Annotated in this window: 8 protein-coding genes; 2 read left to right on the top strand and 6 right to left on the bottom strand. The window is 58.4% G+C overall.

Going from position 1 to position 12,486, the window contains the following annotated elements; genetic code table 11:
• The first annotated feature begins 5 nt into the window (after nt 1-5).
• Both FHT08_RS18530 and FHT08_RS18525 read left to right on the top strand, forming a co-directional pair.
• The gene (locus tag FHT08_RS18530; protein WP_166776276.1) at nt 6-1,028 is read left to right on the top strand and encodes an amidohydrolase family protein; all 1,023 of its coding nucleotides are present in this window, start codon (nt 6-8) and stop codon (nt 1,026-1,028) included.
• Nucleotides 1,028-1,915 carry an amidohydrolase family protein gene (locus tag FHT08_RS18525; RefSeq protein ID WP_166776275.1) on the top strand — a complete coding sequence of 296 codons (888 nt, stop codon included), beginning with the start codon at nt 1,028-1,030 and terminating at the stop codon, nt 1,913-1,915. The genes FHT08_RS18530 and FHT08_RS18525 overlap by 1 nt, the downstream gene beginning before the upstream one ends.
• Nucleotides 1,916-3,026: 1,111 nt before the next feature.
• Here FHT08_RS18525 and FHT08_RS18520 read toward each other — a convergent pair.
• The 6 genes from FHT08_RS18520 to FHT08_RS18495 form a co-directional block, all read right to left on the bottom strand.
• Nucleotides 3,027-5,186, bottom strand: coding sequence for an ATP-binding protein (locus FHT08_RS18520; RefSeq protein WP_166776273.1), 2,160 nt, complete (start codon nt 5,184-5,186; stop codon nt 3,027-3,029).
• Nucleotides 5,183-6,595 (bottom strand): SIR2 family protein, encoded by a 1,413-nt coding sequence (locus FHT08_RS18515; RefSeq protein WP_029819457.1) that lies wholly within the window; start codon nt 6,593-6,595, stop codon nt 5,183-5,185. The genes FHT08_RS18520 and FHT08_RS18515 overlap by 4 nt, the downstream gene beginning before the upstream one ends.
• A 70-nt stretch (nt 6,596-6,665) precedes the next feature.
• A complete protein-coding gene (locus tag FHT08_RS18510) occupies nt 6,666-9,260 on the bottom strand; it encodes a DEAD/DEAH box helicase family protein (RefSeq protein ID WP_166776271.1) in 2,595 nt (864 codons plus the stop codon).
• Between the two features lie 3 nt (nt 9,261-9,263).
• On the bottom strand, nt 9,264-11,393 hold the full coding sequence (locus tag FHT08_RS18505) for a DNA methyltransferase (protein WP_029819459.1): 2,130 nt from the start codon (nt 11,391-11,393) through the stop codon (nt 9,264-9,266).
• 19 nt (nt 11,394-11,412) lie between these two features.
• The gene (locus FHT08_RS18500) at nt 11,413-11,901 is read right to left on the bottom strand and encodes a GNAT family N-acetyltransferase (protein ID WP_029819460.1); all 489 of its coding nucleotides are present in this window, start codon (nt 11,899-11,901) and stop codon (nt 11,413-11,415) included.
• A gap of 3 nt (nt 11,902-11,904) precedes the next feature.
• Nucleotides 11,905-12,168 (bottom strand): DUF1778 domain-containing protein, encoded by a 264-nt coding sequence (locus FHT08_RS18495; RefSeq protein WP_029819461.1) that lies wholly within the window; start codon nt 12,166-12,168, stop codon nt 11,905-11,907.
• Between the last annotated feature and the right edge of the window lie 318 nt (nt 12,169-12,486).

The raw sequence follows: 12,486 nt of genomic DNA, 5'->3' as shown, positions 1-12,486 counted from the left end.
CCCCCATGATCATTGACTGCCACGGCCACTACACCACCGCGCCCGCCGGCCACGACGCTTTCCGCAAGGCGCAGGTGGCGCACTTCAAGAATCCTTCGCTGCCTGCGGCGAAGTACCCGGACATCTCCGACGACGAGCTGCGTGAGAGCGTCGAGCAGAACCAGTTGCGGCTGCTGCGCGAACGCGGCGCGGACATGACGATCTTCTCGCCGCGCGCCAGCACGATGGCGCATCACGTCGGCGACGAAGCGGTGAGCCAGGCATGGACGCGCCACTGCAACGACCTGGTCGCACGGGTGGTCGGTCTGTATCCGGAGACCTTCATCGGTGTGTGCCAGCTGCCGCAGTCGCCGGGCGTGCCGATCGACCATTCGATCGCCGAGTTGGAGCGCAGCGTCAACGAACTCGGCTTCGTCGGCTGCAACCTCAACCCCGATCCATCCGGCGGCCACTGGACCGGCGTGCCGCTGACCGATAAGGCTTGGTATCCGTTCTTCGAGAAGATGGTCGAACTGGACGTGCCGGCGATGGTGCATGTCTCGGGCAGCTGCAATCACAACTTCCACGCTACCGGCGCGCACTACCTCAATGCCGACACCACCGCGTTCATGCAGTTCCTGCAGGGCGATCTGTTCAAGAATTTCCCGCAGTTGCGATTCATCATCCCGCACGGGGGCGGCGCGGTGCCGTATCACTGGGGCAGATTCCGCGGGTTGGCCGACATGCTGGGCAAGCCGCCGCTGGGCGAGCACGTGATGAAGAACGTGTTCTTCGATACATGCGTCTACCATCAGCCGGGCATCGACCTGCTCTTCGAGGTGATCGACGTGGACAACATCTTGTTCGGATCGGAGATGGTCGGCGCGGTGCGCGGGATCGACCCGCAGACCGGGCAGTATTTTGACGACACCAAGCGCTACATCGACGCGCTGTCCATTTCCGATGCGGACAAGCAGAAGGTGTTCTCCGGCAATGCGCGCCGCGTCTATCCGCGCCTGGATGCGCAGCTGAAGGCAAGGGGCCAATGATGAGCATTTTCCAGAAAGATGCGAACTGGATCGACTTCCATCCGAATCCGAGCAAGCCACTCTTCGTGCCGCCGTCTGGCGCGGTGGATGCGCATTGCCACGTATTCGGTCCGGGCGATGTGTTTCCGTACGCGCCAGAGCGCAAGTACACGCCCTGCGATGCCGGCAAGGAAAAGCTGTTCGCGCTGCGCGATTTCCTCGGCTTCGAGCGCAACGTGATCGTGCAGGCGACCTGCCATGGCGCTGACAATCGTGCGTTGGTCGACGCGCTGCGGGCAAGTGCGGGCTGCGCGCGTGGCATCGCCACGGTGCGCGATACGGTGAGCGATGCCGAGCTGCGCGAACTGCACGATGCCGGCGTGCGTGGCGTGCGTTTCAATTTCGTTCGCCGCCTGGTGGATCCCAAACCGGATGCCTACTACCAGGCGATCATCGAGCGCATCGCGCCACTGGGCTGGCACGTGGTGATCTATTTCGAGGCCGCGGACCTGGCCGAACGCTGGGACTTTTTCACATCGCTGCCGACCACCTTGATAGTCGACCACATGGGCCGACCGGATGTCACTAAGCCGGTCGAAGGCGAGGATTTCCAGCGATTCGTGCGCCTCATGGAGCATGATAACGTCTGGAGCAAGGTCAGCTGCCCCGAGCGGCTCTCGAAGATCGGGCCTGATGGCTATGACGACGTAGTGCCTTACGCCAAGCATCTGGTCGAGCGCTTTCCCGACCGCGTGCTGTGGGGCACCGATTGGCCGCATCCCAACATGACCACGCACGCGCCAGACGACGGCAAGTTGGTGGATTTCATCCCCAAGATCGCTCTGACCGCCGAACTGCAGCGCAAGCTGCTGGTCGGCAACCCGATGCGGCTCTATTGGGCCAATTGATCACGACTGCGCATGCTTCGGCCGGTGTAGGGGAATGTCGCTTCTGACCGGAAGCGGACAGTTGCAGGGTAGGGATCAGGAGGATTTATCGAGGGTAGGGAAGGGCCGCTTCCGACCTTTTGCGGACCTTGAGATTCGCAGAAGGTCCGACACCTGAGTCGGACTAGCTAGCCTGGGGGAACACTCTTGATGCCAGACCATTCCTCACTAGTTGGACCGACTCGGGGACGCCGAATATCGACGCCGCGTGGCGGATCAGCTGTGGGAGTTCGATCAGGTACCGGGACACCGGCACTGGCCGAACTGCACCCCAAACTGATGCGAATCGCCGACAAATGTGCCTTCCAGCGCCGGGATGGATGCGAACTGCATCCGCATGAGGCCGGCCAAGAGCAGGCACGACCTGATCTGCTCTAGCTCATTGATGACATGCTGCTGAAATCGCTCAAGGATCGAACATCCTCACGGAAAGCTTCGTAGCTTCTGAACTGAATGTGCAGACTTTGAGCTGAAATTGCGAGCCAACGGGCTGGAGGCAGTTTTTCTCTAGTGTGGTGATCAGATCGTCCAGAACTGCGTTACGCGCAGAACACTCGAAGCAGCCTGGCAGCAACATGTTGGACGGAGTCAGTCCAGGCATCCTCTGCGGAGAGCACCCAGGCCTTATTTAGGATCGCGTCCCGCGGGAGAAAAAAAGTCCTTACAAATCAATGAGGGGCACGATCCGAGCAAAAAGGACACGGAATCCAATGGAGTCGTGCCCGCATCGCCCGGTACGCAATTTCGCAATCTTGGTATATATCTATATTGTTGCGTAGCGATAACTCGATAAGACGTGGCAATTATAGCCTTCTATAGGTCATTTGGTGTTGCGTTGCCCAGTGAACGGGGCCGTTGCGGGGCAGGGCGACGGGTTGCGCAACAGGCATCGCCGTCGTTTCAGCCATCGTCGCCCGAAGTGTTGCGCTGAGATGCCCGGCGGTCCTCTTAATCGGACAGGAAATCGTCGCATTCAGCCACCAGCTTCTCAATCACCTCGTCCTGGGCGTCTGCACACGCCAGTAGGATCGTCTTCACCTCTGCGATCTGCACATGTTGGGGATTAGTCGTCTCAGAACGGAATGGTGTCCTCGTCGTCCTCAGCACCTTCAGCCGGAGCAGGCGCAGGCGCAGGCGGTTGAGGTTGCTCGGAAGTAGTCTGCTGCCAGTCGGCAGCAATGGCTTGCCAATCGACTGTTCTTTCGACTGGCTGTCCGTTTTCGCCGGTCTCAAGACCTTCCCCTGACCAAACCGCCCAGAAGTCAGGATCATTTGACCGTGGTTGTTGGTCAGCCGGCAGGTTGTTCATCTGCACAAGAACTGGAAGTTCGGAAGACCAGCCCAGCAAGATGGCGTAGCGTGACGGCAGGGACGGCAGGTCGCGGAGCAGGCCACGCAGGTTGTCGGGTACTAGCTTGTGCACCAGCTCCTGGTCACGGTCATTGCTGATGCGATGAAGCAGGTAGCTGTTGCACTGCGAGAGCACGGTAGGCGAAAGCTCGCTTGGCCGTTGTGATGACAAGACCAGTCCCAGCCCGAACTTGCGACCTTCGCGGGCGATCTTCTCGAAGACCTGGCAGCAGATAGCGGCGGAGTTCTGATTCTCCGCATCATCTGCGTAGCGACGAATGAAGGTATGCGCCTCTTCCATCACCAATACGGTCGGCAGAGTCTTGCCGTTGTTGAGCTTGCGGTAACGCTGCAAGGCTTCCAACGTCATGCGGGCAATGACGGCGGTGATGATATGGACGACTTCCGCTGGCACCAGTGAAAGGTCGATCACCGTGACTGAACCGTTGGAAGCTAGGTCGTCGCCGATAGTCTTGCTCAGCCAATCATTGAGATTGACTCCGTTGGCACTTGAAATAGTCGATCGCATCCGCGCATCGGATAAAATGGTGCGAATTCGAGAAACAAGAAAATCAACGTATTGACTGGATCTTTCTTGCTCAGCAAGAATTTCCAAGTGATCTGGAAGCTGAGTGCCGTCAAAGGGGATCGGAACATCTTCATCAGGGCCATCCTGGAAAGTGATACCTCCGACGGTATCAACCGAACCTTCAAGCGCCGTTACAATTGCTTGAACGCTGGCCTCATTGAATGCTCGATAGTATTCAATTGTCTTTCCGTCCTTGACGAAGCTGTTATGAGCAACAGTCAGTGCGCCGTTGATTGCTGCAATGGTCTCACCAAGCTTGTGTTGGTCGTCAGTGGAAACCTTGGTCTGAAGGTCAGCGGCTATTGCCTTCAGGCGAAAGCCAAATTTTGTTTCATCGGTTTGAATTTCTCCTGATCGAATATCCCTGCGGATGGATATCAACCGTGATGACAGATATCGACGCAAGGCTAGTTCTTCTTCCTCCGGTGACGAAGCCGATAGTGCTCGACCAGCTTTAACATCACGCAATGCCTTTCTCAGCAATGGCCGCTGCGTTTTACCGCTGGCTTGGGTGAACGAACTCCACTCTGAACTGTTCCAGAACCACAGCGGAACCTGAAGCTGTTCAATGCCTTCGGAGGCTTCAACAGCGAAAATGCGGACTTTGCTCATATCCTTGAATGTATTGGCGTACTCTCCGTTGGGATCGAGCACGATGAAACGAGCATTTGGGTCACCCCCTTTTCGAGCTTTGCGGGCTGCATCCATCGACCAGCGAATCAATCCTGCAACCGAGCACGACTTCCCGCTGCCGGTGTTGCCCAAGACAGCCAAGTGGCGACCGAAGATGCGATCAGGATCAACCTTGACCTCGGCATTGGCTGCCAAGGGGCTTACGCCGATCTTGATGCGTCGGTTCTCACCCGACTCGACAATGGCGCGCAGCTGCTCCTGGGTGGGCAGGATGATGGGGTCGCCCACCGAGGGGTACGCTTCCACGCCGCGGCGAAATTCGTATTTACCTTCCGAGTAGAACAGGCAGCCCAAGGGATTGAGGCTCATCTTCCGCAACGGGTACGGTAAGTCTACCAAGCCGAAGTCCTGCATCCCCTTGCGTTTCGGGTATTGGGAACGCTCGATGGTGATCCACTCCACCTGGGCTACAAGGTAGCCCTGGTCGCTAGGAGCCAGCACATAGCCATTGACGCGCGGAAACGGGCGTGGAACTCCGGTATTCAATGCCACCCCGTCGGGAGCCTCAATGTCCAGCAGAACCTTGATGCCGTCGGGTGAGACGTAATCAATGGTGCCGATGCGCAGCGAGTCGGCGTAAGCCAACGGAGACATGGTCATATCAGCTCGTCTCCGTCACTAGAGGAAGCCTTGCCAGATGGCTTGGAAGACTGCTGAGTCTTCCAGCGTTGATTCAGAAGTTCGCCCATGCGGAACGTCGTCTTGTCGATGGCAGCCTTGGGCATGTAGTGCTCGGTCAAGGCGGTCAGGTCGGCCAAGGCGGGGCCGATCAAAAGACTGATCTGAGAAGGCCTACCCATCTCCTTGTAGGTCTGCATGATTCGACCCAGCGGGTCGTTGTAGGCGATCACCACCAAATGCGTGGATGGAATAGTGAGCATGTCCCGAATGACGCGGTTGATATGCTCATCGCCGAAGCTGTAACCATAGGTCACCAGTGTGCTGTTGGGTCGGCAAACTGCCGCCGCGAAGTCACGGAACAGTTCGACGTAAGGGTAGTCGGCGGTTTCCCTGTCCTTGGCTGCATTGGGGTAGATCATCAACGTGTGGGCTGTTGCTCCATCAATGCCGGGAGCTTTGAGGAATGGATCAAAGTCATTCGCCCCGAAGGGCAGGCCAATGCGCCGAATGTCCTTATCAACCTGTACCCAGTCCACGGAGCCATGAAGCTTGGTGAAGCGAGCTACGCCCTCAAGATAACGAGGCTCGCCCCGGATGCCAGGCGGGTTGTAGTGCATGTCAAGATCAAGACGCGAAGAGCGGAAGATCGGCATCAAGGTACCGAGGAAACGATCCAGAAGGTGCAAGCCAGCAAGTTCTGCACCAGCCTCGATCAGGCGGTCGTAGTTGGTGGTGAAAATGTTCAGACGGTCACGAATGCCAGTTCGGCTGGCAAAACTCATCAGAAAGGTGACAAGCGTATTGAAAGCATCCTCGCGCTTGGTGTCATTGGCGGAGACAATTCCTTTCTCGCTGGCCAAAATGGATTTGGCAAACTCGCTCATGCCTTCCGCAATCTCATTGCGAAGTGCGCCCTCACTGCTGTCACCCAAAATTTCCAGCCCTCGCAGAAGCTCGTTGGCAACACGCAACTGGTCTTCCAGATTGTTTGCCTTTCGCCCTGCTGCTTCAGCTGAAACTTTCGCTGAGGCACTGATTTTTTCTTTGTGATTGCTAAGGTTAAGTGCGTCCATGCCAGCCGCAAGATTCCCGGTGGCCAACTGATGAACTGCATGGGTCAAGCCGGAGCCGGCAAGCAGGGACAGATGCTCGGACTGAAACAGCGAAGTTAGCCAAGGCTCAATGCGGGTTCGCAGATCCTTCTGGTTAAACTCTTTGGAATCGCCGTCCGCCCAAGAGGCATCGTCTCCATCAACAACTCTAAACTTGCCAACCTCGGTGGAATTGAACGAAATCGGGCTCCGATCGTCTCGAACTTTGATTACGTTCTGCCCCGCACTCTTGGTGACTTTATCGTCAGCATTCAAGCTATCGCTGCTCGCGTTCATTGGCAATTCCCCTTACACCACTTTTTTTCATCAGCAAATAGGTACTGACGCCCCTGATAAATCCCCACGTTCAATAGTCCACCGCTAACGTCCCGCAAAAGAGACTCGTGGCATCTTTTGCAATAGAAATGGCCTTGCGTACTTCTTCGCTCGTCAAATCCAAGGCTCTCAGCTTGTCCTTCACTTCGGCGACGGATTCGATTCGTCGATAGGCTTTAGCGTGCGTTTCTGCGTAAGCAGCCAATCCCTGCAACTTGGGCAGCGCATCGGCCAAGTGCAGGCCATGGGGGTCAACAAGGTCAACCACCACGTTCCCATCCTGCTCGGCGAAGAAAACGAAGTCGGGGCGAACGATCTTGTATTGGTCGCCATCGAGGTAGGCAATGCCCAGCGACGACTGCCCAGGTTGTCCTGGGTTGCGATACCAGAAGGCAAAGCCTTTGCGCTTGCACTCGGTCTCTACAACCGCACGCTCCCAACCCTTCAACTCGGACGGATAGTTGCCGGCATCGTCGCAAAGCAAGTGCTTCTTCCAAGTTGGGAGCACGGTCACCTGGTCGTTCTCCCTTGCCTTGGTTGCCTCGTAACGGGCCTCCGGCTTGACCAGCTCCAGGTTCTGCGGCTCGGTGCTCATCTCGATGATCTGCCGGTATGACTCCCTGCGGTCGTCGCTGAGCACCTTGATCTGCGGCCCGTACTGCACCAGCCATGCCTTCGCCAGCTTGTCGGCTTCGGTATCAAAGTAGTCCTGAACCTCCATCACCAGGCCCAGCCCGGCGACGGTCACACGCGCCTCGACAATGGCTTCCAGGAATTCTTCCGCGTCGTCATCCGGGTCTGCCACCTTGTAGGCCAAGTGATCAACGTAGGTGCGCGAAATGTCCGGGCTGAAAACGCGAGCCGCTCGCCGGTAGGCGTCGTCGATCACCGCCATGTCGGCGTCTTCCCAGAACTCGTCCAGGCTCTTTGCCTTGCCCTTCATGTCGGCGACTACGGTCTTGCCGTCCACGGTCATGACCGCCTTTCGCTTAGCCTCGATCTTCTCCTTCTGGCTTTCCTGGAAGTCGTCCAGCGCCTTATGCATGTGGGCGTGAGCCTTCTTGCCCGCGCCGGGGAGGATGTCATCGGAAGCCAGCTCGTGCGCTAGCGCGGTCAGTCGCTTCGCCGGCTTCGCGCCACGCTGTGGCCGGGTCTGCGACGGCAATGCCTCGAAAGCCTCCCACACGCCCGCTGAAGCGGCGGGGTTGGGCTTCACCTCCACGTAATCGATGAGGATGCGCCCAGGCGTTGCCGGCAGCGTGTCATCGCCCTTCATCAAGGCATCGACCACTTCCTCGACCGTCTTGCGATTGAACTTCGGCAGCAGGCAGTCCACCGCGTTCAAGCGGTCGTTGCCGGGGATGCGGCGAGCCAGCGGCGAGCGCACCATGCGGCCCAGCAGCTGGGTGATGTGGGTGCGGTCGCTGGCGGCGCGGAAGGACACCATGACCTCGGCGCGGGGGCAGTCCCAGCCGGTGCTGATGGCGTCCTTGGCGATCAATATCCGCACCCAGGTCGATTCCTGGACGCGCTGCGGCTCGATGTGGGGCACGTCGCGGTTGCCGAACCTCTGCGTGGTGTGCTCGCCCAAGACGTGCGCCACACTGGCGACGGGCAACTCAGGATACCGCTCGAAAATAGTGTCAAGGGCGCGACCAATCTCGTTTGGATCGGGCGTGTTGGGAACCTGCAACACCATCAGCGGGACGACGACGTGCGCCTCTTCCTGCTGCCTGGCGTATTCGGCCCAGGCCGCAGTGGACTCCTTCAGCTTGTCGGTTGCACGGCGCACCAGCACCGTATCGAAGTCGCCGGTTTCGTCGGGGATATCGAGCAGGATGGTGTCCTTGATGAGGCCGGATTCCTGCACTTTGGTCGAATCCACAACCACGTTCGGCAGCTTGATGTGCTTGCCTGCGAACTCAATGGCCTTGTTGAAGCGCTCTACCGTGGCCGAGATGCCCCAGACCACCGGGATGCCCGGCACGCCACCGGAACCGTTGATGAGCCGCTGGACGATGGTGTTCTTCGCGTTCTGGTTGGCAGTGGTTGGCGCGCCCATGCCGCGGTGCGCTTCATCCAGCACCAGATACAGGGTCAGGTCTGGATCTTCGATGGTGTTCTGTATCGTGTCCCACATCGTGTATGACCGCAGATCGGGGCGGGTTTCCGGCAACAATTCACCGGCCTTGGCTTCCAACTCTTCCTGGTCGTGGCCGCGCACCAGCAGGCTGTTCTTGCCAAGCTTCTGGGTGTTGAGGAAGTAGATTTTACCGGCCTCGAACTTTGGCCGGTTGAAGCTGTTTTCCACCACCACCAGATCGGTGTGGTTGATGCGATCGCTGGCTTCCATCAGGCGAAAGCGGGTCTGTTCGTTCAACGATGGGTCGTCGCTAAACCAGATCACCACCGCGCTAGGGTCGGCATCGAAATCAAACTCGTCGTCGCCATGGAATAGCGCCTCGAACGCGGCAGCGGCCATGACGGTCTTGCCCGCGCCCGTAACGGCGGTCAGGGAGAATGCGGTCTTGTCGGACTCGCTATGCCATAGCCGGCGCGCCTTCCTAAGATTGGCCAGGGCATCGCGGACAGCATCGCGCTGGTAGTCCTTGAGAGTGAACTTCATCCGTTATTCCCCGTTGGCGAAGCTGAAGTTGGTGAGGTAGGACTCGTACAGGCGCACCGGCTCTACGCCATCCGGCAGGCGCTTGGCAATGGCCTGGAAGCGACGGTCGTCGTCGGTAACGATGTAGGCGATACGCAGTCCATCGACCTTCTTCACTGCCTTGATGAAGGGCGTGGCCATGTCCACTTCGGTCAGTAGGCCGTAGGCATCTACTACAGCCCATCCATCGGCGGGTAGCTTGTCAATGCGCTTACCGCGCGAGCCGGCTCGCAGCCACAGCAGCGGCGCGATGCGGGCGAAGGCCAGGTTGTGGCTGACCGAAACCGGGGTTTCGTAGGTCAGGGTGAAGAACTCGGCGTTTTCCTCGAAGCCTTCGGCCATCGGGAATTCGTCGGTGAATTTGTAGTCACCACGGATGGGCTCACCATCGGGTGTCTTGCCAGTAATCGCGGCGTCGACGCGCGGCTTGGTGATGTAGTCGCAGATGCCCCATTGCTCCCATTCGAGATCACCGGGTCGCAAGCCTCGCTCACGCAATGCCTTCTGCTCATCCGCCGCGACTTCGTTGTTGGTAACGGAGATACATTGGCGGCGACCACCATCCTGACGGTTCAGGCGCATCACGGCATGGGCGGTTGTGCCCGAGCCAGAGAAGAAATCTAAGATGACGGCAGCAGGCTTGTCCGCAACAAAAAACCGAAGCGCATCCTCAACTGCGTATAGCGACTTAGGGAAGGGGAAGCGACGATCTGGAACCAACTTGGACAAAATCAGTGAACCACCATTCTCTGCGTTGTGCGATGCCATATTCCATACGCGTTTAGGAATCACACCCTTGCGTTCGCGGTGAATGGCTTGGACAGCACCATCCGGATCACGGCCAACTACATCAATTCGCCCATCCTGTATCGCATCTACCGTTCCGCTTGGCAGATAGTGAATTGCTACCTGATTTTTCTCTGGTTTGTAGTTGCGAGCACGTATGAATCCCTCCTTGAGGTAACGTTTAGCCGTGTCAGGCGTGATTCCCCAAAGCCCCTCGCCACCGTTCGGCCTCAATGGCCAAACGGAAAAAGTTCCGGTCGGAGCCTTTATCTTCAATCGATCAACATCATCGGTGATTGGTTCTCCGATGGATTCAATGAAACCTGACTTCGTATCAACGAAGATCGGGTAAAACTGGTTTGGCCGTGCTCCTCGCTTCGCGGTTGGTTCACGCCGACGAAGCCCAAGCCACTCAATAGCACGTCCGATTTGCGCAATGGCCGAGCGAGAATCATCCAGCATGTTTTGCTCACCAAGCTGGACGGTGGACTTGCCGAGCCTTGCGAAATAGATGAATTCCTCGACGCGCGAGAATTGACCGAATCGCGCCACTCCTTTCGCGCTAATTACCGATGTGACCATTTCAATTTGCGCTTCAGGAAACACCTGCTCCAGCAGCAAGCCAAGCCGCAGGTATTCCTTTTCATCGATGGTGACAATCAGCACCGAATCAACAGGGTTCAGAAGCTCCTTGGCGGCCAACAAGCGACGCTCCATCATCGCCAGCCATTTGCTGTGGCGATATAGATCATCGCCCTCGACGTAATCGTTGTTGTACTTCCAGTCCTTTGCCCCCGTGTTGTACGGAGGATCGATGTAAATGGCATCGGCCTTGCCCCGGTGCGTATAGGTCAGCGCCTTGAGGACGTGGTAGTTCTCGCCGTTGATGACCGTCTGGAACGGCTTGTCGCCGCCGCACTGCACCTTGCCGGTACTAACCAGGCCCGGATAGATCGTGTCGCGGAACTCGGCCACCACAACCAAGTCATCCAGTGCCACCGACTGCGTTTCTGCCGTGGTCGCGCCGGGCAATTCCAGATCAGCAACCTGCTTCGCCTTGTGGATGGCCTTTATCTGCCAAAGTCGCTGGTCGCCCTTCCTGGTGGAACCACGTTCTGGCAGTACGCGCACCTTGTCGCCCTTGCGGATGGCGCGCTGCGGCAGTTCAACTGCTTCGGGGCTATGACGCTCAAAGTTCAGACCAAACGGCAACCTCGCCGACAGCACCTTGAACTCTCGGTCCAAATCCGCACCCAACTTCGAGTCTTTGGACTTGGCTTGGGCAATCAAGTCGGTCAGTCGTGACACAGTGCCCCCTGTAGCGTGTTCATACATTCCCCAACGGCAAATACAACGTATGCGAATTCGCCGTGGCTTCGCGGAAGCCATAGGCGCGATAGAAACGGGCCGCCTTCTCGTGCAGCGCATCCACCAGCAGAACGCGCACCCCAAGCTGGTTGCGTAGCCCCAGGCAGCGCGCCACGGCATGCGCCAGCACGTAGTCACCATGCCCCTTGCTCTGCTCACTGGCCGAGACGGCTAGTCGTCCCATGCGGATGGCCGGCACCGGGTAGGTGGGCAGGTGCTTTCGATCCGCCTCCTGCAAGTCGGTGAGTAGGAGCTGGGCAGCGGACAGGCTGTAGTAGCCGAGGATGCGGGCCGGATCGCCGTCATCCACGAGGACGTGCGTGGTGCTGATGCCGGCGCGATGGTGCTGGGCGGCCTGCTGCCGCAGGTAGGCATCCAGCGTGGGCTCGCCACACGCAAACCCCTCGCGGTCATGCCGCTTGGGTTTGAGTTGCTCGACAACGAGCACGTATTAGGCCTGCGCGACGCGGGCGAGGGCTTTCTTCAGCTTGGCATTGGGCTGGAAAGGAGCATCCAGCGCCTTGAGGAAACGTCGGGACTCTTCCGCTGACAGGGTAACAGTCAGTTCCGCGGCCATGACGTTCTCAGCTTCGCGCAGTACCGCATCACGCACGAAAGCGGACAGCGGCACGCCTCGCAGGTCGGCGGCACGGGTAATACGCGCCTTGTCCGTGGGGTTCAGGCGCAGATCGAGACGGGCGGCAGCAGTGGTCATGGCGGTTCTCCTTGTACGGAATAATACCGTACAATGGCCGCAAGTCAAATACCGGTTCGGGGCTGCGTCGCAGATCGCTGGCCGTTGCGGCCCGCAGAGAGATGGTGCGCCAGCGTGCGGGGTTCTAAGCTCTTTAACGGATACCTGATCGACGGCGTCGCTGACTCGCCTCGAACTTCGCACTGACGCCACCAAGGATGCTGTGGCTGCGTGTGCAATTGTAGGGCACCTCGAACAACCTCGATTCTGCCGTTTGAGATGTTCGGTAAGGCGACAGGCCCCCCTCGCACCTGCCGGTCGAAGGGGCGCGAAGAGCCG

It is taken from the genome of Xanthomonas sp. CFBP 8151 (assembly GCF_011761885.1).
In the GTDB taxonomy this organism is placed as follows: Bacteria; Pseudomonadota; Gammaproteobacteria; order Xanthomonadales; family Xanthomonadaceae; genus Xanthomonas; species Xanthomonas arboricola_B.
Note: the sequence above shows the minus strand (reverse complement) of the source record. Positions and strands in the feature narration are given on the sequence as shown.